General features: G+C 62.5%; 20 protein-coding genes and 1 pseudogene. 12 read left to right on the top strand and 9 right to left on the bottom strand.

Annotated elements, in window-relative coordinates; all coding sequences use genetic code 11:
* Nucleotides 1–500 (bottom strand): annotated as a pseudogene (locus tag ACP7B7_RS18455) (hypothetical protein); the annotation flags it as partial.
* A gap of 85 nt (nt 501–585) precedes the next feature.
* Between ACP7B7_RS18455 and ACP7B7_RS18450 the strand changes: the two are divergent.
* From ACP7B7_RS18450 to ACP7B7_RS18425, 6 genes are all read left to right on the top strand, one after another.
* The gene (locus tag ACP7B7_RS18450; RefSeq protein ID WP_426077606.1) at nt 586–1,317 is read left to right on the top strand and encodes an aspartate/glutamate racemase family protein; all 732 of its coding nucleotides are present in this window, start codon (nt 586–588) and stop codon (nt 1,315–1,317) included.
* 185 nt (nt 1,318–1,502) lie between these two features.
* Complete coding sequence (locus ACP7B7_RS18445) at nt 1,503–2,048, top strand: sigma-70 family RNA polymerase sigma factor (RefSeq protein WP_426077605.1); 546 nt, start codon at nt 1,503–1,505, stop codon at nt 2,046–2,048.
* Nucleotides 2,041–3,003 carry a FecR domain-containing protein gene (locus tag ACP7B7_RS18440; protein ID WP_426077604.1) on the top strand — a complete coding sequence of 321 codons (963 nt, stop codon included), beginning with the start codon at nt 2,041–2,043 and terminating at the stop codon, nt 3,001–3,003. Before ACP7B7_RS18445 ends, ACP7B7_RS18440 begins: the two co-directional genes overlap by 8 nt.
* 74 nt (nt 3,004–3,077) lie before the next feature.
* Nucleotides 3,078–3,284, top strand: a complete 207-nt coding sequence (locus ACP7B7_RS18435; RefSeq protein WP_308924432.1) for a hypothetical protein — start codon at nt 3,078–3,080, stop codon at nt 3,282–3,284.
* Nucleotides 3,281–5,563 (top strand): TonB-dependent siderophore receptor, encoded by a 2,283-nt coding sequence (locus ACP7B7_RS18430; RefSeq protein ID WP_426077603.1) that lies wholly within the window; start codon nt 3,281–3,283, stop codon nt 5,561–5,563. Before ACP7B7_RS18435 ends, ACP7B7_RS18430 begins: the two co-directional genes overlap by 4 nt.
* Before the next feature lie 166 nt (nt 5,564–5,729).
* Nucleotides 5,730–6,668, top strand: a complete 939-nt coding sequence (locus tag ACP7B7_RS18425; protein ID WP_426077612.1) for an ABC transporter substrate-binding protein — start codon at nt 5,730–5,732, stop codon at nt 6,666–6,668.
* A 48-nt stretch (nt 6,669–6,716) separates the two neighbouring features.
* Here the strand turns inward: ACP7B7_RS18425 and ACP7B7_RS18420 are convergent, their stop codons facing one another.
* Together ACP7B7_RS18420 and ACP7B7_RS18415 are read right to left on the bottom strand one after the other, a co-directional pair.
* On the bottom strand, nt 6,717–7,496 hold the full coding sequence (locus tag ACP7B7_RS18420; protein ID WP_426077602.1) for an alpha/beta fold hydrolase: 780 nt from the start codon (nt 7,494–7,496) through the stop codon (nt 6,717–6,719).
* 197 nt (nt 7,497–7,693) lie between these two features.
* The gene (locus ACP7B7_RS18415) at nt 7,694–8,119 is read right to left on the bottom strand and encodes a MarR family winged helix-turn-helix transcriptional regulator (protein WP_308924435.1); all 426 of its coding nucleotides are present in this window, start codon (nt 8,117–8,119) and stop codon (nt 7,694–7,696) included.
* Nucleotides 8,120–8,346: 227 nt separating this feature from the next.
* Between ACP7B7_RS18415 and ACP7B7_RS18410 the strand changes: the two genes are divergently transcribed.
* The 5 genes from ACP7B7_RS18410 (at nt 8,347) to ACP7B7_RS18390 (ending at nt 15,394) form a co-directional block, all read left to right on the top strand.
* Entirely contained in the window at nt 8,347–9,150 is an 804-nt protein-coding gene (locus tag ACP7B7_RS18410) for a cytochrome C assembly family protein (RefSeq protein ID WP_426077600.1), read from the top strand.
* A complete protein-coding gene (locus tag ACP7B7_RS18405; RefSeq protein WP_308924437.1) occupies nt 9,147–9,407 on the top strand; it encodes a PP0621 family protein in 261 nt (86 codons plus the stop codon). Before ACP7B7_RS18410 ends, ACP7B7_RS18405 begins: the two co-directional genes overlap by 4 nt.
* Before the next feature lie 119 nt (nt 9,408–9,526).
* A complete protein-coding gene (locus ACP7B7_RS18400; RefSeq protein WP_426077599.1) occupies nt 9,527–10,576 on the top strand; it encodes a sigma-54 interaction domain-containing protein in 1,050 nt (349 codons plus the stop codon).
* A gap of 646 nt (nt 10,577–11,222) precedes the next feature.
* Entirely contained in the window at nt 11,223–14,177 is a 2,955-nt protein-coding gene (locus ACP7B7_RS18395; protein WP_426077598.1) for a ribonucleoside-diphosphate reductase subunit alpha, read from the top strand.
* 65 nt (nt 14,178–14,242) lie between these two features.
* On the top strand, nt 14,243–15,394 hold the full coding sequence (locus ACP7B7_RS18390; protein WP_308924440.1) for a ribonucleotide-diphosphate reductase subunit beta: 1,152 nt from the start codon (nt 14,243–14,245) through the stop codon (nt 15,392–15,394).
* Between the two features lie 48 nt (nt 15,395–15,442).
* On the opposite strand, the gene ACP7B7_RS18385 is transcribed toward ACP7B7_RS18390, so the two are convergent.
* From ACP7B7_RS18385 to ACP7B7_RS18370, 4 genes are all read right to left on the bottom strand, one after another.
* Complete coding sequence (locus ACP7B7_RS18385) at nt 15,443–16,324, bottom strand: EamA family transporter (RefSeq protein ID WP_308924441.1); 882 nt, start codon at nt 16,322–16,324, stop codon at nt 15,443–15,445.
* A gap of 34 nt (nt 16,325–16,358) precedes the next feature.
* Nucleotides 16,359–17,051: a hypothetical protein gene (locus ACP7B7_RS18380; protein ID WP_426077597.1), complete on the bottom strand. Its 693-nt coding sequence runs from the start codon at nt 17,049–17,051 to the stop codon at nt 16,359–16,361.
* A 96-nt stretch (nt 17,052–17,147) separates the two neighbouring features.
* On the bottom strand, nt 17,148–18,047 hold the full coding sequence (locus ACP7B7_RS18375) for a hypothetical protein (RefSeq protein WP_426077596.1): 900 nt from the start codon (nt 18,045–18,047) through the stop codon (nt 17,148–17,150).
* Nucleotides 18,008–18,253 (bottom strand): hypothetical protein, encoded by a 246-nt coding sequence (locus tag ACP7B7_RS18370; RefSeq protein ID WP_308924444.1) that lies wholly within the window; start codon nt 18,251–18,253, stop codon nt 18,008–18,010. The genes ACP7B7_RS18375 and ACP7B7_RS18370 overlap by 40 nt, the downstream gene beginning before the upstream one ends.
* Nucleotides 18,254–18,497: 244 nt before the next feature.
* On the opposite strand from ACP7B7_RS18370, the gene ACP7B7_RS18365 reads away from it, so the two are divergent.
* Entirely contained in the window at nt 18,498–19,034 is a 537-nt protein-coding gene (locus ACP7B7_RS18365; RefSeq protein WP_426077595.1) for a YggT family protein, read from the top strand.
* Nucleotides 19,035–19,076: 42 nt separating this feature from the next.
* Here ACP7B7_RS18365 and ACP7B7_RS18360 read toward each other — a convergent pair whose 3' ends face one another.
* Both ACP7B7_RS18360 and ACP7B7_RS18355 read right to left on the bottom strand, forming a co-directional pair.
* Nucleotides 19,077–20,015, bottom strand: coding sequence for a carbohydrate kinase family protein (locus tag ACP7B7_RS18360; RefSeq protein ID WP_426077594.1), 939 nt, complete (start codon nt 20,013–20,015; stop codon nt 19,077–19,079).
* An 11-nt stretch (nt 20,016–20,026) separates the two neighbouring features.
* Nucleotides 20,027–21,325 carry a DUF3426 domain-containing protein gene (locus tag ACP7B7_RS18355; protein WP_308924447.1) on the bottom strand — a complete coding sequence of 433 codons (1,299 nt, stop codon included), beginning with the start codon at nt 21,323–21,325 and terminating at the stop codon, nt 20,027–20,029.
* Nucleotides 21,326–21,332 lie beyond the last annotated feature (7 nt).

Raw genomic sequence — 21,332 nt, 5'->3', positions numbered from 1 at the left:
CCGCAAGGATCCCGCCCACTATCTGGCGGGACTGGAGAAACTGTGCGATGAGCTAAATGTGCTGACCTAGTTTTTTTGCGCTCCACATTGACGAGTGCCAGCATTGCCTGTTCCACCGCAAGCTCATCACGTTCCGCCGCGAGCAGCAATCGCCGCAGATGACGGGCACGGCGCAGCGCCGCGGCATGGCCTGTCCATTGGTGGCGCCGATTTGCGGCCTTATCGAACTCATGGACATCCAATTCGGCAGTGGATGCCCAGCGCACGATCAGGTACTCGCCACCCGTTTCCGATTCCGAAAAAACATCGACGCCTGGCGGTGTATGGGCCAATGTGCCTGGCCAGGTATCAAAATCGGTCCTGCGGTCAGTGCCGATGGCATGCACGCCTTGTTGTCGTTGCAGTGCGATTCCCAGCGAGTATTCACCGGGAGCGTTGCGGACGCTGTAGGCCTTTCCCGGCAACAGCTCCACCCGCATGTCAGCAGATTGAAATTTCATGATAGACCGGTTCGTCATGCCTCGGTATTGTCTGTGCCAGTTGTTCACACATCAAGATGGCGCTCCCCTTCCACTCACGCATACCATGAATACATTAACACATCAGCAAGACCAGGTTTTACGGATCATTGGACTGATAGGCGGCATGAGCTGGGAGTCGAGCGCCGCCTATTACAAGCTGATCAATCAGGAAGTGCGCAAGCGGCTGGGACCACTACGCTCTGCCAGAGTGCTGATGTACAGCATGGACTTTGGTCCGGTCCAGCAGGCGCAGCAAGACGGACGCTGGGACGATGCGGCAGCTGCATTGGAAGACGCCGCGCGCAGCCTGCATCGGGGCGGGGCTGACTGCATCGTGCTGTGTACCAATACCATGCACAAGGTCGCAGATCGCATTGCTGCCGCAGTACCGATCCCCTTCCTGCATATTGCGGATCCGGTTGGCGAGGCTGCCAGGCAAAGCAAGGTATCGGTGCTTGGCCTGCTCGGTACGCGCTACACGATGGAGCAAGCCTTTCTCCGCGAGCGCCTGGAACGTCAATATGGCGTAAAGGTGCTCGTGCCGGACGAGACAGAGCGTGCCGAGGTACACCAGATTATCTATGAAGAGTTGTGCGCCGGGGTCATTCGGGACAGCTCACGCAAGACCTGTCAAAGCATCATCCATTCCCTGGCGCGCCGGGGTGCGGATGCCGTGATTCTGGGATGCACGGAGATCACGTTGTTGATCGGCCAGGATGACAGCCAACTTCCGCTGCTGGACACGACAGCGCTGCATGCCCGGGCAGCGGTCAACTTCGCCCTCGGCGAGTGTTAGTCCAGCGTGGGGCCATGGGGCCAGGTCCGCCAGCCCGGTGCTGGCATGGTGATTTTTTAAACATTTTTGTGATATCGATTTTGTTGTAAAAACGCGTGCGTTCAACCTGTCATCGCCGCCAGCCATTGCGCCAGCATTCTGCTTCCAGCTACAATGAGAATAATTCCTATTTGCATTGGTACCCCATGCCGGCTGCCGGCTCTCCCCTATCGTACGAGTACGACGAGCACGACCACTCTTCCTCCCTGCAAACCGCCCGCGCGCTGTACCAGCAGCACCATGGCTGGCTGCAGGGCTGGTTGCGCTGCAAGTTGGGGAATGTGGCGGATGCGGCCGACCTGGCGCAGGACACTTTCACCCGCATCCTGGCCCGGCGCGATCTCGGCGCCATCGCCCAGCCGCGCGCCTATCTGACCACGGTGGCGCGCGGCATCCTGGTCAACTGGTACCAGCGCCAGGCGCTGGAACGGGCCTACCTGGACGCCATCGCGCTGTTGCCCGAAGCGCAGGCGCCGTCGTGCGAGGAACAGTATCTGATCCTGGAAACGCTGCACCAGGTCGACGCCATGCTCGACGCCTTGCCGTCCCTGGTGCGGCGCGCCTTTCTGCTGTCGCAGCTCGACGGCCTGACGTATGACGCGATTGCGCTGCACTTGAATGTGTCGCTGGCCACCGTCAAGCGCTATATGAAACAGGCTTTCCTGGCGTGTCTGCAGTTGGCCGATGACTAGCGCGGGGGCGGGTGCGCCCATCGATCCGCAGGTGCTGGAGCAGGCGGCCGACTGGCTGATGCAGCTGCATGCGGGCGACGCCAGCGTCCAGCAGCGGCGCGATTGCGAGCGCTGGCGCCTGAGCAGTCCCGAGCATGCGCGCGCCTGGAGCAGGGCGGAAAAACTGTTGGGCAAACTGGGCGGCTTGCCGCCGGAACTGGCGATGCCGGCGCTGGACAGAAGCCGCTCGCCGGCGCGCCGCGCGGCCATGCTGAAACTGGCGGCCCTGCTGGCGACCGTACCCGGCGCCTGGCTGCTGTTTGATCAATCGGCCTGGCGCAGTGATTACCATACGGCCACCGGCGAGCGGCGCGAGATCGTGCTGGCCGATGGCAGCCGTGTCCATCTCAACACCGCTACCACCCTCGACGTGCGCTTCGATGCGCAGCGGCGATTGCTGCTGCTGCGCGGCGGCGAGATCGCCGTGCGCACGGCGCCCGATGCGCAAGGCCGTCCCTTTGTCGTGCAGACCGCGCAAGGCCGGCTGGAAGCGCTGGGCACGGTGTTTTCGGTGCGCCAGGAAGAGGGCCGCACGCAGTTGGCGGTGCAGGAAAGCCGCGTGCGCATCACGCCGCAGGCCGGCGCCGCGCCGCGCATCGTCGACGCCGGCCAGCAGGTGGTCTTCACGCAGAGCGCCATCGGCCGGCCGCAGATGCTGGACGCGGCTGCGCTGGCCTGGCGGCGCGGCATGCTGCTGGCCGATGATGTGCGCCTGGCCGACTTCGCGCAGGAGCTGGCGCGCTACCGCCCGGGCGTGATCCATTGCGATCCGCAGGTGGCCAATGTGCGCATCTCGGGCGCCTTTCCGATTGCGGACACCGATGCGGCGCTGGTGATGCTGGTGTCGACCTATCCCGTGCTGGCGCGCACGCGCCTGGGCGGCTATTGGGTGACCCTGGCGCCGCCTGAAAAATAATTCTAAAACGCTGACACTTTTTTCGCGCCTGGCTGGCAAGGGGAATGACACCCTCGCCCATAAAGGAATACGCCATGCCCGCAACACCACGTCACTCCCTGGTTTGTCTCGCCGTCCACCTTGCGCTGTTGAGCCTGGCGCCATCGTCCAGCGCCGCCTCGCTTGACGCACCCGCCGCGCACAGCGTGCAATTGCCGGCCGGCCCGCTGGGCCGCAACCTGTCCGCCTTGGCCGTCGAGGCATCGCGCTGTCGTTCGATCCCGCCCTCACGGCCGGCTTGAGCAGCCCTGCGCTGAACGGCAGCTACACGGCGCGCGCAGCCTTGACTTTGCTGCTGGCCGGCAGCGGCCTGGAAATCGTTGGCCGCAGCGATGGCAGTTATACCTTGCAAAAGACGGCGCCCACGGCGGCCACTACCACTACCGCAGCGGCCAGCGAGGAACAGATGCTGGCCGTGATCCGCGTGCGCGCGCGCCGCGCCGTCGATGGCAGTACGGAAGGTACGGGCTCGTACACCAGCCGCGTCACCAGCATCGCCTCGAAGACCGACCAGTCGTTTCGCGAGATTCCGCAGTCCGTCTCGGTGGTGACGCACCAGCTGCTCGACGACCAGAATGTCGGCGACATCCGCGAAGCGATGGCGCTGATGCCGGGCGTGGTGGTGGCCAATAACGCGGGCGACTTTTATTCGCGCGGCTTCCTGATCACCGGCATGCAGGTCGATGGCGGCGCGCCGCTGGCGCTGGGCGCCTATACCTACAGCCCGCAGCAGGACATGGCCTTTTATGACCGCGTCGAGATGATGCGCGGCGCATCGGGCCTGCTGGGCGGGATGGGCGACCCGGGCGGCATCATCAATATCGTGCGCAAGAAGCCGCTGGCCCAGCGCCAGGTATCGGCCCTGCTGTCGTCCGGTTCGTGGAACACGGTGCGCACGGAACTCGACGCCAGCGCGCCCTTGACGGACGATGGCCGCATCCGCGGCCGCGCCGTGCTCAGTTACCAGAAGGGCGATTCCTTCCTCGACCATTACAGCATCGAAAAGCCGGCCATCTACGGCGTGCTGGAGGCGGACCTGGGCAAGGATAGCCTGCTGACCGTGGGCGCCATCTACGGCAAGTCGCACCAGAATGGCGACGTGGCGGGCATCCAGCGCTATGCGGACGGGCGCAGCCTGGGCTTGCGGCGCGGCGCCAACAATACGCCGGACTGGGCCTACACCGACGATGAAAACAAGGAGGTGTTTGCGCAGTTCGAACATCAGTTCGCCAACCGCTGGAAGGCCAAGCTCAATGTCACGCATGTGGAAAACGCACTGGCGCGCAACTGGGCCTTCCTGGGCGGCGCCGTCGACCCCGCGACGGGCGCCAATCCGTTCTGGCGCGGCGGCCATATCGATGCGGGCAACAAGCAGGACCTGGTCGACCTGAACCTGAGCGGCCCGTTCAAGCTGCTGGGCCGCAGCCATGAACTGCTGCTGGGCGTGGACTGGCAGCGCGTGCGCAGCCACTGGCAAAGCGGCGCGTTTGCCGGCAATGGCACCGTCTCGACCAGCGTGTTCGATCCGCAGCCGTGGAATCCCGCGTTGAACGCCAATCCCGACACCTTGTATCAACCGTGGGGCCAGGTGCAGAAGGGCGCGTATGGCGTGCTGCGCCTGCATCCGACCGACCGTCTGCACGTGATCGCCGGCGCGCGCGCCAGCCGCTATGATTTCGACCAGACGGTCTGGGATATCGATCCGGCCGGCCAGCGCAGCGTGTATTCGCGCACCGCGTTCGGCGAGCCGACCAAGGTGACGCCGTATGGCGGCATCATCTATGACATCGACGCGCGCTGGTCGGCCTATGCCAGCTACTCTGCCATCTACAAGCCGCAGGCGCTGAGCATGATGGGACCGCCGCCGGGCACTTCGCTCGCGCCCGTGAAAGGCGCCAGCTACGAGGGCGGCGTGAAGGGCGAGTTGCTCGATGGGCGCCTGAACGCCACGCTGAGCGTCTTCAATGTGGAGCGCACGGGCACGGCCGTGCTGGACACCCGCTATCCGGAAAGCACCAGTTTGTGGAACACCAATTGCTGCTACCTGCCGCAAGGCAAAGTGACCAGCCGCGGCATGGACCTGGAAGTGGGCGGCGAAGTGCTGCCGGGCTGGCAACTGAGCGCCGGCTACACCTACAACCACACGAAGGATGACAGCACGCGCGACACCTACAGCAGCATCACGCCGAAACACCTGCTGAAGGTGGCCACCTCATACGTGCTGCCTGGCGCCCTGGCGCAATGGAAGGTCGGCGGCGTGGCCAGCGTGCAGAGCCGGCAGTATGTGAGCGGCTCGGTGCTCGATGCGGCCGGCCAGTACCAGTCGTTCGACTTTACCCAGGGCGGCCATCTGTTGCTCAACGCCATGGCCGAATACCGCATCGATCCGCGCTGGACGCTGACCCTGAACGTCAACAACGTGCTCGACAAGACCTATTACAAAACCTTGGGCAGCACCTTCCTGGGCAATTACTATGGCACGCCGCGCAATGCCAGCCTGGCCTTGCGCACAAAGTTTTGACCTTGCCATAAAAAACTGTTGCTCCTGCTCTAACACACGGTACTATCTCTGCATAATAAAAAAGCAGTGTTTCCTTGCCTGCAAGCCAGGCATCCCCATCACCGTGAGACAGGAGAAGCAGATGCGTCAATACAATATCTTGAAAACCACCATCGCCACCGCCGTCATGCTGACGTTCAGCATGGGCGCGGCCCAGGCCCAGGAGGTCGTTCGTTTGGGCAATCTGAAATTCGCCCACTACGGCGCCGTGTCGTATATCAAGGAAATCGCGCCCAAGTGCGGCATCAAGGTCGAAGAGCATATCTTCGCCAAGGGCCTGGACGTGATGCAGGCGATTATCGCCGGCGAACTGGACGTGGGCGCGACAGCCTCCGAGGCGGCCATTTCCGGCCGCGCCGGTGGTGCGCCCATCTATGTGGTGGCGGGCTTTGCCAAGGGCGGCGCGCGCCTGGTGGGCGGTATCGGGCAAAAGATTGCCAGCGTCAAGGACCTGAAAGGCAAGCGCGTGGGCGTCACGCGCGGCGGCATCCAGGAAGTGCTGCTGCTGGCGGAATTGTCGCAGGCGGGCCTGACGTATTCGGAAACCAAGGGCAAGGACGTGCAGCTGGTGTTCCTCGCCTATGCCGACCTGAACCAGGCGCTGATGGGCAAGAATATCGACGCCATGATGCAGTCGGAACCGCAATCGTCGCAGGCGATCAACAAGGGCTTCGGCACCGAAGTGATCAAACCGTACGACACGCCGATCGGCGAGCCGGTGCGCACCATGGTGATGACGGAAAAATTCTACAAGGAACGCCGTCCGGTGGCCGAGAAATTCATGCGCTGCTTTGTCGAGGCCACCAAGACCTTTATCGACAACAAGCCGACGGCCGAAAAATACGTGCGCGAAGTGGTGTTCCGCAACCAGATCACCAAGGATGACTTTGACGACGCGATCAGCAATTCGCCATATTCCTACGACATCACGCCCGAGCATATCCAGACCACCACCGACGTGATGGTGAAAACCGGCGTGGGCCGCATGAGCAAGCCACCGGTGGCCAAGGACTGGGTCAAGACCGACTTGCTCGATCAGGCCAAGAAAAGCCTGAACGTCAAATAACAGGCAGTCAAAAAACCGCCGCACTTTGTCTGGTGCGGCGGCCCTTGTTTAACGCCTGGCCACCGCCGCCAAAATCACCTCGGCCACCTGTTTCGGTTGCGACAGCATCGGCACATGGCTGGTTTGCAGCACGGTGGTGGTGGCGTTGATTTTCTTGGCGAACGCCTGTTCCAGTTCCGGCGCGATCATGCGGTCCTTGCCGGCCACGATGTAATAGCTGGGTTTGTTTTTCCAGGCGGCCACGGTGGTCTTGTCGGCAAACGCCTTGCCGTGGATCGGACCCTGGGTGGCGGCCATCAAGCGCGTCTGCGCGGCGGGCAGGTCCTGGGCGAAATTGACGCGCACCGATTCGGCCGGCAGATACAGGAAGCCGGCGGCGTCCGCTGTCAGGGTGGCGATGCCCGGCGGCGTCGGATAATCCTTGCCCAGCTCGCCCGATGCCTCGCCTTCGGACGGCGCAAAGGCCGCCACATAGACCAGCGCCTTGACCTTGTCGCTGGTGCCCGCCTCCGTGATGACGGTGCCGCCCCAGGAGTGACCCACCAGGATCACGCGGCCGGTCTGCGCGTCGATCACGCGCTGGGCGGCGGCCACATCGTCGGCCAAGGAGGTCAGCGGATTTTGCACGGACACCACTTTCAAGCCCTTGGCCTGCAGCAAGGGGATCACCTTGTCCCAGCTGGAACCGTCGGCAAAGGCGCCATGCACCAGCACCACGGTGGTGTCGGCATTTTGCTGTGCTGGTGCGGCCGCATGGGCGGGAGCGAAGGCGGCGCCGGAGGCGATGGCGGCGGCGAGCAGGGAAGCTTTGAAAGGGATGGACGACATGGCAGGACTCCTTGGTTTATAGCTTACTATTATTTAGCGCGCTAAGTAATTAACAAAAAAAATGACCGGTAAGATCAACCTTGCCGTGTTGCCTGCGTGTTGCCGGAAGCTGCGCGGCCAGTCGATGCAAGAAGAATAGCGCACTAATCATTAGTGCGCAATATATTTTTGAGGGAAAGTTGACATGGCTTGCATCCTCAGCCGCCCAGTCTGGCGTTCAGCTTGCGCAAGCCTTCCATCATGACCTCGAATTCCGGCGCGATCACGCTGCAGTTGTCGGCAATTGCCTGGTCGATGGCGCTGCTGGCCTGGCGCAGCTGGCGGCCGGCCGGCGTCAGGGTCAGCACGCGGTTGCGCTCGTCGCGCGGATCGCGTGCGCGCAGCAGATAACCTTCCGCTTCGAGGCGCTTGACCAGCGGCGTGATCGAGCCCGAATCCTGCTGCAGGCGCTCGGCCAGGTCCTTGATGCCCAGGCCTTCCTGGTCCCACAGCACCAGCATGACCAGGTATTGCGGATACGTCAGATTGATGGCGGTGAGCATCGGCTTGTAGAGCTGGGTCATTTTCAGCGAGGTGGCGTACAGCTGGAAACACAATTTATCGTCGAGGCTGGAGGAGGGCATGGCAAGGCAGTCAGAAAGCGGTGATGGCGCCAGCCTAACGATAATCGCCTCTTTAAGCAATGTCCGGCGCTGCAGGAAAGATTGCCGAAATCTTGAGAGCGGGCCACCCGGTCCAGCCTCAGGCGCGATATCATGGCAGGTTCTTTCGCATTGCGCGCTAGCGCTGCCGGCAGCCGTGCGTGCCGCTGCGCGATTCGCGCTGGCCGGCTATGGTGTAAACTTAAAACATGCAGACTTATTTCTTTTTCCTTGCCGCCGTGGCGTATGCGGTGTGCGCGCTTCTTCCCTCGTCGCAGGGCAGGCTGATCGCCGCGCTGACCGGCCTGGCCTGGCTGTCGCACGGCGCCACCCTGTGGTTCGACCTGATGGCGCCGGGCACCTTGCGCTTCGGTTTTTCCGCCATGCTGTCGGCCGCGTTGTGGGTATCGGTGGGCGCCTACTGGATAGAGAACCGCAATTTCAGCCTGGACGGCCTGCGCCGCATGGTCATGCCCTGCGCCGTGCTGGCGATCGGCCTGGCCTGGGCCTTTCCCGGCAACCAGGTGGTGCTGGAAGGCAAATCGGCCGTATTCGGCTGGCATATCACGGTGGCCGTGCTGGCCTACAGCACCTTGACGATTGCCGCTTTTCACGCCGTGCTGATGGCGCTGCAGGAATCGCGCCTGCACACGCGCAGCGAGCGGCGCGGCTTCTTGTCGGGCGCGCTGGACCAGCTGCCGGCCCTGCTGACGATGGAAAAGCTGCTGTTCCGCATGATCGGCCTGGGCTTCATCTTGCTGAGCCTGACCGTGCTGTCGGGCATCGTATTTTCCGAACAATTATTTGGCAAGGCCCTGACCTGGGATCACAAGTCGGTATTTACCATGCTGTCGTGGCTGCTGTTTGCCGTGCTGCTGGCCGGACGGCGCTTTCGCGGCTGGCGCGGCAAGACGGCGCTGACATTTACCCTGGCCGGTTTTGCCACCTTGCTGCTGGCCTATGTCGGCAGCCGTTTTGTACTGGAAGTGGTTTTGCACCGAGGATATTTATGACCCGTATTTTGTTTTGGCTGGCGCTGGTGTTCCTGGTGGTGTTCGCGATCCGCAGCAAGATTCGCAGCTTGCAGCAGCGCGCCCAGCAGCAACAGCGGCAGCAGCCCAATCCCTTTACGCCGCCTGGCCGGGTGGCCGAACTGCCCGACGCCGAGCTGATGCTGTGCTGCGCCCACTGCGGCGTCTATTATCCGGCCTCCGAAAACGTGCAGGCCAAGGGCCACGACTACTGCAGCCACGCGCACGCCACCCTGTAACCCTCCCGCCTGCATTGCTCATCCGTATCGTAACGCCATCGGCCACCGGCCAGGCGTAGCATGGCCGTGGCAGGCATTATTGTCGTGCCCGATCAGAGTCCTTGTTGAAAGGATAGCTTATGCCCAGTTCGCGTACCGGCGGCCATCTCGCGCCCATCACTAAAGATTCCATACCGCAACTGAGCGGCAGCTCGGCCGCCATGCAGGCGCTGAGGGCGCAGATCGTGCGCATCGCCGCCTCCGGCGCGCCGGTGGCGATCCGCGGCGAGTCGGGCAGCGGCAAGGAGCTGGTGGCGCGCGCCATCCACGCCCAGGGCGCGCGCGCCGATGGCCCTTTCGTGGCCGTCAATTGCGGCGCCATCCCCGAGGGCCTGATGGAAGCCGAACTGTTCGGCTGCCGTCCGGGCGCCTATACGGGCGCGCTGCACGAACGGCAGGGCCTGTTCCAGGCGGCCGACGGCGGCAGCCTGCTGCTCGACGAGGTCGATGATGTGCCTTTGGCGATGCAGGTCAAGCTGTTGCGGGCGCTGCAGGAGCGCCGCGTGCGCAAACTGGGCGGCAGCACCGACGAAGCCGTCGACGTGCGCATCCTGTGCGCCAGCCAGCACGGACTGGCGCGCGGCGTGGCGGCCGGCACCTTTCGCCAGGATCTGTATTACCGCCTGAACGTGATCGAACTGGCCGTGCCGCCCTTGCGCGAGCGGCTGGGCGACTTGCCGGCCTTGTGCGATGCCATCCTGGCCCGCCTGGCGCCACGGCAAGACATGCACCTGGCGCCGGCGGTCCTGGCGGCGCTGGCGCGCCATGCTTTTCCCGGCAATGTGCGCGAACTGGAAAACCTGCTGGAGCGGGCGCTGGCCTTTGCCGATGGCGGCATGATCACGGTCGATGGGCTGGGCTTGCCTGTGGCGGTACCCGCGCCGGCGCCGGTGACGGCCTTGAACGGCGGCTTGCCCGGCCGGCAATTGCCGCTGCCCGGCATGGGGCATGGCGGCGCGCCCATCGTGCCGCTGCAGCTGTTCCTGCTGCAAACCGAGCGCGAGATGATCTTGCAGGCCCTGGCGCAAACGCGCTACCACCGCGCGCGCGCGGCGCGGCAACTGGGCATCAGCGTGCGCCAGCTGCGCTACCGCATGCAAAAATTGCAACTGCGCGAGCCGCCGGGCTGAGCCGAAACAGGCGGCGCCGGGACCGAAGCGGCGCGGTAGATTATAATGCCGGTCCCGGTTTCGCCAGCCGCGGCCGGCGACTGTTCCAGTAGTTGCATTGGCGTAAATAATTGCTGGCATAGCAAGGTCAAACCAGGCTGAAATTGATCTGGATTCATATCGGGAATGGGGCGCGCAGCGGTCCGCAGCGGCCTGCGTTAGTGCTTACTATGCGGGTGCCGGGCCTGTTATCCATGCCCTGAAAAGTCAATTGAATTCGTGCATGAAATCGGAAAAATTAAGCAGGACACAGGCGGGAAAAGTATTGCGCCTGCCATCGATGGGTACTACAATTAGTGCATAAATTAGATGTAGTTACTAAATGTAGTGCCATCACAGATGTTTTCAGCATTAGTGTCAAGCCAGCGCCAACACCATTGCGTGCTCACCTGGCAATCTGACACTGGCGGTTTATCACCCTCAGAGACATGTTTCGCGCCATCCATGGCCGTGAGGGCAGGCTATTTTCATTTGTATCATCTGATGCCTTGAATATGTAGTTTTTAACAATAAATACCGGAAGAAGCCCGGACCATCGGGCGTTCTATTCAACAACACACGCGGCAGCAAAACTGCAGGCTGACTTTAGCTGACAACGGGAGCTTCAATGCAATCACCTCAAGATATTTCCATCCATCCAACGCCAGTACCGCCAGCGCCAGGCGCGGCGCACAGCGTGGCAAGCACCGGCGCGGCCATGGGCGACTATCGCATCATCCGCCGCAACGGCGCGGTGGTGGCATTTGAGCCTTCGAAAATCGCGATCGCCATGACCAAGGCGTTCCTGGCCGTGAACGGCGGCCAGGGCGCCGCTTCCGCCCGCGTGCGCGAACTGGTGGAACAATTGACGGCCGGCGTGGTCGCCGCGCTGGTGCGCCGCCAGCCGGGCGGCGGCACCTTCCATATCGAAGACGTGCAAGACCAGGTGGAACTGTCGCTGATGCGTTCGGGCGAACACGACGTGGCGCGTGCCTACGTGCTGTACCGCGCCAAGCACATGGAGGAGCGCCGCCTGCAGAAGGAAGCCCTGGGTGGTTCCGCGCAAGTGGCCGCACCGCAACTGAACGTGCTCGACAACGGCGTGCGCCGCCCGCTCGACATGCAGCAAGTGCGCGACCTGATCAACGCCGCCTGCGCCGGCCTGGAAAAACACGTCGATGCCGACGCCATCCTGGCTGAAACCGTGAAAAACCTGTACGACGGCGTGCCGGTCGAAGAGCTGCACAAGTCGGCCATCCTGGCAGCGCGCGCGCTGATGGAAAAAGACCCGGCCTACTCGCAAGTGACGGCCCGCATCCTGCTGCACACGGTGCGCAAGGAAGTGTTCGGCAAGGAAGTGCCGCAAGCGGCCGCCGCCGCCGAATACCTGACCTATTTCCCGGCGTATATCGCCAAGGGTATCTCCGCTGAATTGCTGAATCCGGTGCTGGCCAGCTTCGACCTGGAACGTCTGGCCAAAGCCATCGTTGCCGACCGCGACCTGCAATTCGGCTATATCGGCCTGCAAACCCTGTATGACCGCTACTTCCTGCATATCCAGGACGTGCGCATCGAAATGCCGCAGGCGTTCTACATGCGCGTGGCGATGGGCCTGGCCCTGAACGAGTCGGACCGCGAAGCGCGCGCCATCGAGTTCTACAGCCTGCTGTCCTCGTTCGACTTCATGAGCTCGACGCCGACCCTGTTCAACTCGGGCACGCTGCGTTCGCAGCTGTCGTCGTGCTACCTGAGCACCGTCTCCGATGACCTGGAAGGCATCTACGACGCCATCAAGGACAACGCGCTGCTGGCCAAGTATGCAGGCGGCCTGGGCAATGACTGGACGCCAGTGCGCGCCCTGGGCGCCCATATCAAGGGCACCAACGGCAAGTCGCAAGGCGTGGTGCCGTTCCTGAAAGTGGTGAACGACACGGCCGTGGCCGTGAACCAGGGCGGCAAGCGCAAGGGCGCCGTCTGCGCCTACCTGGAAACCTGGCACATGGACATCGAGGAATTCCTCGACCTGCGCAAGAACACGGGCGACGACCGCCGCCGCACCCACGACATGAACACGGCGAACTGGATACCCGACATGTTCATGAAGCGCGTGATGGAAAAAGGCGAGTGGACCCTGTTCTCGCCATCGGAAACGCCAGATTTGCACGACAAGGTCGGCAAGGCGTTTGAAGCCGCCTACCTGGGCTACGAAGCGAAAGCGGCCGCCGGCGAAATCCGTTCGTTCAAGAAAATCGCCGCGCTCGACCTGTGGCGCAAGATGCTGTCGATGCTGTTTGAAACCGGCCACCCATGGATCACCTTCAAGGATCCGTGCAATATCCGCAGCCCGCAGTCGCATGTCGGCGTGGTCCACAGCTCGAACCTGTGCACGGAAATCACCCTGAACACCAGCAGCGATGAAATCGCCGTCTGCAACCTCGGTTCCGTCAACATGCCGGCGCACATGAAAGAAGGCAAGCTCGACCACGTCAAGCTGGCCAAGACCGTGCGCACCGCCATGCGCATGCTGGACAACGTGATCGACATCAACTACTACGCCGTCGACAAGGCTCGCAATTCGAACATGCGCCACCGTCCGGTCGGCATGGGCATCATGGGCTTCCAGGATTGCCTGCACATGATGCGCGTGCCGTTCGCCTCGGATGCCGCCGTGTCGTTTGCCGACACCTCGATGGAAGCGGTGTGCTACTACGCCTACCTGGCGTCGACCGAACTGGCAGAAGAGCGCGGCCGCTACGAGTCGTACGCAGGTTCCCTGTGGGACCGCGGCATCCTGCCACAGGATTCCGTGAAACTGCTGGCCGAAGAGCGCGGCGGCTACCTGGAAGTGGACAGCTCGTCGGCGATGGACTGGACCCCGGTGCGCGAACGCATCGCCAAGTTCGGCATGCGCAACTCGAACTGCGTGGCGATCGCACCGACCGCCACCATTTCGAACATCATCGGCGTGTCGGCCTGTATCGAGCCGACGTTCCAGAACCTGTACGTGAAATCGAACCTGTCGGGCGAATTCACCGAAATCAACGGCTACCTGGTGCGCGACCTGAAGGTACGCGACCTGTGGGATGAAGTCATGATCTCGGACCTGAAATACTTCGACGGTTCCCTGGTAAAAATCGACCGCATTCCGCAAGACCTGCGCGACATCTACGCCACCGCCTTCGAAGTATCGCCGAGCTGGCTGGTGGAAGCCGCGTCGCGCCGTCAGAAGTGGATCGACCAGGCCCAGTCGCTGAACATCTACATGGCTGGCGCCTCGGGCAAGAAACTGGACGAAACGTATAAACTGGCATGGCTGCGTGGCCTGAAAACCACCTACTACCTGCGCACCATCGCCGCCACCCACATGGAGAAATCGACCTCCAAGACTGGCGCCCTGAACGCCGTGGCAGTCGACGGCGGCATGTCGGCCAGCGCCCAGAGCGCCCAGGCAGCGAGTGTCGCGGCGGCGGCCGTCGCCGTGGCGCCAGTGGCGATTGCCGCAGCAGCGGACGATGCCGATGGCGAAGCCTGCTACCTGCGCCCGGGTGACGACGGCTTCGAAGAGTGCGAAGCCTGCCAATAATAGTTTAGTGGTCAGCCCGGCAGCGCCGGGCTGATGTGAATATCTGCATTGAGAGAGAAATAATTATGTCCTTATCCTGGGATGATGAAACCACGCCGGCAGCCGTGCCGCGTCCGGCGCAGCAGGCGCCACTGGGCAATACCGAATTGAACGTGCCGGCCGGCGCCGAGCCGTCCGAAGCGAACGCCGAGCAGGTGGCGCGCCGCGTCAATGCCGACGACAAGCGCATCATCAACGGCAAGACCGACGTCAACCAGCTGGTGCCGTTCAAGTACAAATGGGCATGGGACAAATACCTGGCCGGCTGCGCCAACCACTGGATGCCGCAGGAAGTCAACATGCAGCGCGATATCGAGCTGTGGAAAAACCCGAACGGCCTGACGGAAGACGAACGCCGCCTGGTGAAACGCAACCTGGGCTTTTTTGTGACGGCCGATTCGCTGGCCGCCAACAATATCGTGCTGGGCACCTATCGCCACATCACGGCCCCCGAGTGCCGCCAGTACCTGCTGCGCCAGGCCTTCGAGGAAGCGATCCACACCCACGCCTACCAGTACATCGTGGAGTCGCTGGGCCTGGACGAAGCCGAGATCTTCAACGCCTACAACGAAGTCAAGTCGATCCGCGACAAGGATGAATTCCTGATCCCGTTCATCGACATGCTGACCGACCCGACGTTCACCACCGGCACGACGGAAAACGACCAGAAGCTGTTGAAATCCCTGATCGTGTTCGCCTGCCTGATGGAAGGCCTGTTCTTCTACGTGGGCTTTACGCAAATTTTGGCGCTGGGCCGCCAGAACAAGATGATGGGCGCGGCCGAGCAGTACCAGTACATCCTGCGCGACGAATCGATGCACTGCAACTTCGGCATCGACCTGATCAACACCATCAAGATGGAAAACCCGCAGCTGTGGACGGCCGAATTCCGCGAAGAGATCAAGGTCCTGTTCCTGAAAGCGGTCGACCTGGAATACGCGTATGCCGAAGACACCATGCCACGCGGCGTGCTGGGCCTGAACGCGCCGATGTTCAAGGGCTACCTGCGCTTTATCGCCAACCGCCGCGCCCAGCAGATCGGCCTCGAGCCGCTGTTCGCGCAAGAGGAAAATCCATTCCCGTGGATGAGCGAAATGATCGACATGAAGAAGGAACGTAACTTCTTCGAAACGCGCGTGACGGAATACCAGACCGGCGGCGCGCTGAACTGGGAATAAGCCGCTTTATCCGTGTACTCAAAAAATGCGCCGTGACGGCGCATTTTTTTATCCGGGCAGGATTGCCGCCGGCACGCGCTTGCCGCGTTGCGCCGTCACCGAACTGCCGACCGACGCCGCGATAATCAAAGCGATCGCCAGCCACTGGATGGCGTCCAGGTACTCTCCCAGCAGGGTCAAAGCCAGCAGGGCCGCCACGGCCGGCTCCATGCTGGCCATGATGCCGAAAGCCTGCGACGACAGGCGTTTCAGGGCCACCATCTCGAGCGAGATCGGGATCGCGCTCGAGATCAGCGCCACGCCCAGCCCCGTGGCCAGTATCGCCGGCGACAGCAGCGCGCTGCCGGCGTGCGCCACGCCCACCGGCACCACCACCAGCGCCGCCACGAACAGGCCCAGCGAGACCGAATGGCCCGCATGCAGATGGCTGGCGCGCTTGCCGAAGATGATGTAGGTGGCCCAGAACACGGCGGCGGCCAGCGCGAACAGCACGCCGGCCGGGTCCAGCGTGGACACGTCATGACCGAGCGGCAGCAGCAGCGCCAGGCCGGCGGCGGCCAGCAGCACCCAGATGAAATCGAGCGGGCGTCGTGAAGAAAACAGGGCGACGGCCAGCGGCCCGGAAAATTCGATCGCCACGGCGAGGCCGAAGGGGATGGTGCGCAGCGACATGTAGAAGCACAGATTCATCGCACCCAGCGCGGCGCCGTACAGGGCCACCGTGCGCGCTTCCTGGCCGCTCAAGGTCCAGCGCCAGGGACGCCAGAACAACAGCAGCAGCAAGGCGGAAAAGCCGACCCGCACGGCCGTCGTGCCCTGTGCACCCACCACGGGAAACAGGCTGTGCTTGGCCCAGGAGGTGCCGATGCCGAGCGCGGTGACGGCGCCCAGGATAGCGAGGATGGGAATAAGCGGAGCGTGTCGCGGCATGGTCAGGTCAAGGCTAACAAGAGAAGGATGCATTCTATTGTGTTTGCTCCGGCATGGGGAGTCGGCTGTCCGGAAAGCCGGCAGGACGCTGCGTGATGCGACGTTGAAGGACCTCTGTGGCAGCAAAATATCGCTGCAAAAAAACGCGCGGCGTGATGCTCAAATCGCGCGCAATTGCGCGCGGCGACTGGCGCTGAAAACGCCATGCGCGGCTCCGTGTTTGCGCATGCGAAGACCATGCGCGGCGAGTGCCCATATCGGCATGAGCGCATGTAAATTGGTCGTTTGCCGCTCGTTTGTACGTTAGCGCGCCTATCCCTGCAAAAAAGCCCGTGAAAACGTATCGTGCCGGTTGCGCATCGACAAGGTTTTCGTGTACTTTAGGACGATTGCAAATGCGAGTGGTAGTATGCGGGGTTTTTTGACCAGCGCGACGCCAGAAAAAGCTCGCAAAACAGGGATACAGATTTACACGGATATGCATAAAACCACACCGTTTTCGTCTGCCGCCGTGCCCGATTTTTTTCAGGCATGGCGGTTTTTTATTTGACGATACGGTCGGGTGGCGAGCGCGATGCGAGGAGCGGAAAAAACGCACGGCATCGAAAACGAAACAACCGAATTCAGACTTTGCCACCAGCTGCGAGATAAAGCAGGGTGGCACCGACGATGGCTGAAGTGCTGCAAACGTGAGGAGTTGCAGCAGTTCAGCTGGTGCCGAATTCATTAGCGCAAACGACCGTTTGTGCCGATGAATAATTCGCCTGGCCTATCCTTGTGGTGGGTTGGACGGGTTTAAATCTTGTAGCTTAAATTTCTCATCTCAGATGAAGGAGAGACAAATGGCAACAGCCGCTAAGAAATCAGAAGTAAAGAAACCAGCCGCCAAAGCTGCTCCTGCCGCGAAGACGCCGGCAGCCGCAGCCAAGCCGGTTGCCGCCAAACCAGCAGCCAAGGCCGCAGCAAAACCAGCAGCAAAACCTGCGGCCAAACCAGCAGCGAAAGCAGCCGCCAAGCCGGCAGCTAAAGTGGCAGCCAAGCCAGTAGCCAAGGCAGCAGCAAAACCTGCAGCCAAAGCAGCAGCCAAGCCAGCAGCGAAACCTGCGGCAAAAGCAGCGGCCAAGGCCGTGGCAAAACCTGCAGCCAAAGCAGTAGCCAAGCCAGCAGCGAAACCTGTGGCCAAAGCAGCGGCCAAGGCCGTGGCAAAACCTGCAGCCAAAGCAGTAGCCAAGCCAGCAGCGAAACCTGCGGCAAAAGCAGCGGCCAAGGCCGTGGCAAAACCTGCAGCAAAAGCAGCAACCAAGCCTGTGGCGAAACCTGCGGCCAAAGCAGCAGCGAAACCAGCGGCCAAAGCAGCAGCGAAACCAGCGGCCAAAGCAGCAGCGAAACCAGCGGCTAAAGCAGCAGCGAAACCAGCGGCTAAAGCAGCAGCTAAACCTGTAGCCAAGCCAGTAGCTAAAGCGGCAGCCAAACCAGCGGCAAAAGCAGCAGCGAAACCTGCGGCCAAAGCCGCAGCCAAGCCAGCAGCAAAAGCAGCAGCCAAACCTGCAGCCAAGCCAGCAGCAAAAGCAACAGCGAAACCTGCAGCGAAACCTGCAGCGAAAGCAGCAGCCAAGCCAGCGGCAAAAGCAGCAGCCAAGCCAGCAGCAAAAGCAGCGGCAAAACCTGCAGCCAAGCCAGCAGCTAAAGTAGCGGCCACACCAGCAGCGAAACCTGCGGCCAAGGCAGCGGCCAAACCTGCAGCGAAGGTTGCAGCAGAAGCCAAGCCGGCAGCGAAACCTGCCGCCAAAGCAGCAGCCAAGCCAGCAGCCAAGCCAGCGGCAAAACCTGCGGCAAAAGCAGCAGCCAAGCCAGCCGCAGCGCCAGCCGCCGCAGCACCGGTAGCCGCAGCAGCACCTGCACCGGCCGCGACGCCAGCAGTTGCAGCACCAGCCGCCGCCAAGCCAGCCGCCAAGAAGGCCGCGCCTAAAAAGGCCGCGCCGAAAAAAGCGGAAGCCGCCAAGCCGGCAGCAGCGCCGATCGCACCTGTAGCAAAAACCGTGTTGGCACCGGCCGCAGCCTGGCCATTCCCTACCAGCACCCGCCCATCGTAATGTGACGAAGCGGATGCCTGCATGAGGCAACACGCCGCTGTGTGATAATCACACAGCGGTTTTTTTTTGGAGAATTTGTTGTGCTGATCACTATCCTTACATTGATCGTTGATACCATTGCCACGCTGCTGGGCGGCGTGCTGCTGCTGCGCTTCTGGATGCAGGCCGTGCGCGTGCGTCCGCCGTCGTCGGTGGCGCAGTTCACCTTTCAATTGACCGACTGGCTGGTGCGCCCGCTGCGCCGCGTCGTGCCGGGCGTGGGCGGCTATGACTGGGCCAGCCTGATCGGCGCCTTCCTGATCGTGCTGCTGGCCACCTGCATCTGGTTCATCGCCGGCCTGCCGGTCGAGGCGGTGCTGCTGAAAGCCCTGCAGCGCTTCCTGCAATGGATACTGTACGGTTTCATGGCGCTGCTGATCATCGAGGCGATCTTCAGCTGGGTCAACCCGCATGCGCCGCTGGCGCCGTTCGTACGGGCCCTCAACGAGCCACTGCTGCGACCGATTCGCAAGGTAGTGCCGCTGGTGGGCAACCTGGATTTGTCGCTGCTGGTGGCGTTGATCCTGCTGCAGATTGCGCAGATGCTGGTGGGGATGATTTTTGTGATGGGACGATAATGCCGGTCGGGTTACGCGTGTCGCGCAACCCGACCCATGATTTTAATAACGGTAACCGAACGCCGCCTCAAACTGATCGGCGATGCTCTCCGGCGTAAACACATGGTTCTGCGCGCCCTGGGTGGCGATCTTGATGGCGCCCAGCAGGCTGGCCAGGCGACCGCTGGTTTCCCAGCCCAGGTCGTTGGTGATGCCGAACAGCAGGCCGGCGCGGTAGGCGTCGCCGCAGCCCGTCGGGTCCAGCACTTCCTTGGCGGCCACGACAGGAATGTCGATGCGCTTGCCTCCCACATGAATTTCCGAACCATTTTCACCGCGCGTGATGATCAGCGCTTCCAGGCGGCTGGCGATTTCCGGCAGGGTCAAGCCCGTGCGTTCCATCAACATTTCCATCTCATAATCGTTGGCCGACACATACGTCGCCTTGTCGATGAAGTCGATCAGCTGTTCGCCATTGAAGCGTGGCAATTGCTGGCCCGGATCGAACATGAAGGGAATGCCCAGCTCGGCCAGGTCGGCGGCGTGTTTCAGCATGCCTTGGTCGCCGTCCGGCGAAATGATGGCGACGCGGGCCGGGCCGGCGTTGGCGATCGGGTTTTCATGCGCGAACGACATGGCGCCCGGGTGGAAGGCGTTGATCTGATTGTTGTCGCTGTCGGCTGTGACGAAGCACTGCGCGTTGTAGCTGTCGGCCTTGATCAGGATGTTGGCGGTGGAAATGCCCAGCTTTTGCAGGCGCTCCAGGTAGGCGGCGCTGTCCTGGCCCATCACGCCGACGATGCGCGGATCGCCGCCCAGCATTTTCAGGCTGTAGGCGATATTGCCCGAGCAGCCGCCGAACTCGGTGCGCATGGTGGGCACCAGGAACGAGACGTTCACTTTGTGCAACTGGTCGGCCAGCAGCGATTCGCCGAAACGGCCCGGGAATTGCATGATGGTGTCGGTGGCGAGCGAGCCGCAGATCAATGAAGTTTTGGTCATGATAGTGTCAGTCAAGGGTAAAAGATGGCGATATGATAGCCAGACGCCGCAAGCTGGTCCAAGCTGAAATACAGTTTGATGTTCTGTTCCGAGCGCGGCGCAAAGCCTTTACTCACATCGGTGCCGGCCGGCAGGTAATCGCGCGGGGCGACCACGCGGCGCAGCACGGGCTTGCCATCGTCGTCGTTGAGGATCAGTTCGATGTTCGGCCAGGCCTGTGCGCTGCGGCCCAGGTTGCGCAGCTGCGAGACGTAGGAAAAACGGTAGGGTGCCAGGGTCTGCAGTTCGCCCTGCTCGATGGCCAGCGCTTCGATCTGCGCCGGCAGGTCGACCTGGCAGCCGCTGACCGAGCACAGCGCGGCCAGGGCCGGCTTGAACTGCGGAAACTGCGCCGCCAGCGGATTGCGGAAGGTGGTCATCACCTGCAGCAGCAACAGCAGCAACAAGGCCACCGCGCCGGCCGCCATCGCGATGCGCAAGGCCTTGCCGCTCTGTTCGCGGCGCCGGCCCTGGGTCACGAAAGCGGGTTCTTCAACCGGTGGCAGGTCGTCCAGCACATGCAGCTCGTCCGCTGGCGGCGCGCTGCCTTCCGGCAGGTCGAAGGAATGGTCGCTCAGCGTGGGTTCCTGGCGCGCACCGGCCGGGGCCGGCTGCGCAGGTTTGTCCAGGCTGACTTTATACGCTTCGGCTTCAGGCTCGGCTACCTGCTCGGCTGCTGCCGGCGCCTCGGCCTCGAACTTCGGCTCGCGCCGGCTGTCGCGCAAATAGGTGACAAAGGCGGGCGCTTCCTCGGTTTCGCGGCGGCGGAAGGGCGCCATCGGCACGGCTGTCGCCGCAATCACCGGCGCCGGCTCAGGTTCGGGTCCGGATTCGGGCACGGCTTCAGGTTCAGCTTCCGGCTCGCCGGGCAGCGCCTGGCCGATATCGAGGTCGAGCTCGATGGCTTCCTCGTCGTCGCGCCGCTCGTCCTGGCCGGCCTTCAGCTGCGCCGTTTCGGGCAGGATGCCGAAGGGATCGAACGAGGTGTCGAAGTCGAGGGTGTACACCGGCTCTGCCTCATGGCCGGCATAGGGTGGGGTGTCGTCGGGAATATCGAGCGCCAGCACTGGCGGCAGGATAGGTGCCACAGGCACCGGAGGAATCGGGCCCGCAGACGGCAACAATGCCGCGCTTGGATCGACCAGCGCGGCATTGCCGTCAAAGACTTCCTTGCAGGTGCCACAGCGTACGATGCCCCCACGTAATTTCAACTGGTCAGCGGCGACCCGAAATATCGTGTTGCAATGGGGGCATTTGGTGGCGAGGGCCATTGCTGTG

The sequence above is a fragment of the Janthinobacterium sp. PSPC3-1 genome (assembly GCF_049896105.1).
Taxonomy (GTDB): domain Bacteria; phylum Pseudomonadota; class Gammaproteobacteria; order Burkholderiales; family Burkholderiaceae_D; genus Janthinobacterium.
The sequence above is the reverse complement of the archived record's forward strand: the minus strand, read 5'-3'. Positions and strand labels throughout refer to the sequence as shown.

What these genes read in the sequence shown, in the direction of transcription:
- ACP7B7_RS18450 (WP_426077606.1), top strand. Translation starts at nt 586, where the DNA reads ATGAATACATTAACACATCAGCAAGACCAGGTTTTACGGATCATTGGA.
- ACP7B7_RS18445 (WP_426077605.1), top strand. Translation starts at nt 1,503, where the DNA reads ATGCCGGCTGCCGGCTCTCCCCTATCGTACGAGTACGACGAGCACGAC.
- ACP7B7_RS18440 (WP_426077604.1), top strand. Translation starts at nt 2,041, where the DNA reads ATGACTAGCGCGGGGGCGGGTGCGCCCATCGATCCGCAGGTGCTGGAG.
- ACP7B7_RS18435 (WP_308924432.1), top strand. Translation starts at nt 3,078, where the DNA reads ATGCCCGCAACACCACGTCACTCCCTGGTTTGTCTCGCCGTCCACCTT.
- ACP7B7_RS18425 (WP_426077612.1), top strand. Translation starts at nt 5,730, where the DNA reads ATGCTGACGTTCAGCATGGGCGCGGCCCAGGCCCAGGAGGTCGTTCGT.
- ACP7B7_RS18420 (WP_426077602.1), bottom strand. Translation starts at nt 7,496, where the DNA reads ATGTCGTCCATCCCTTTCAAAGCTTCCCTGCTCGCCGCCGCCATCGCC.
- ACP7B7_RS18415 (WP_308924435.1), bottom strand. Translation starts at nt 8,119, where the DNA reads ATGCCCTCCTCCAGCCTCGACGATAAATTGTGTTTCCAGCTGTACGCC.
- ACP7B7_RS18410 (WP_426077600.1), top strand. Translation starts at nt 8,347, where the DNA reads ATGCAGACTTATTTCTTTTTCCTTGCCGCCGTGGCGTATGCGGTGTGC.
- ACP7B7_RS18405 (WP_308924437.1), top strand. Translation starts at nt 9,147, where the DNA reads ATGACCCGTATTTTGTTTTGGCTGGCGCTGGTGTTCCTGGTGGTGTTC.
- ACP7B7_RS18400 (WP_426077599.1), top strand. Translation starts at nt 9,527, where the DNA reads ATGCCCAGTTCGCGTACCGGCGGCCATCTCGCGCCCATCACTAAAGAT.
- ACP7B7_RS18395 (WP_426077598.1), top strand. Translation starts at nt 11,223, where the DNA reads ATGCAATCACCTCAAGATATTTCCATCCATCCAACGCCAGTACCGCCA.
- ACP7B7_RS18390 (WP_308924440.1), top strand. Translation starts at nt 14,243, where the DNA reads ATGTCCTTATCCTGGGATGATGAAACCACGCCGGCAGCCGTGCCGCGT.
- ACP7B7_RS18385 (WP_308924441.1), bottom strand. Translation starts at nt 16,324, where the DNA reads ATGCCGCGACACGCTCCGCTTATTCCCATCCTCGCTATCCTGGGCGCC.
- ACP7B7_RS18380 (WP_426077597.1), bottom strand. Translation starts at nt 17,051, where the DNA reads ATGAATTCGGCACCAGCTGAACTGCTGCAACTCCTCACGTTTGCAGCA.
- ACP7B7_RS18360 (WP_426077594.1), bottom strand. Translation starts at nt 20,015, where the DNA reads ATGACCAAAACTTCATTGATCTGCGGCTCGCTCGCCACCGACACCATC.
- ACP7B7_RS18355 (WP_308924447.1), bottom strand. Translation starts at nt 21,325, where the DNA reads ATGGCCCTCGCCACCAAATGCCCCCATTGCAACACGATATTTCGGGTC.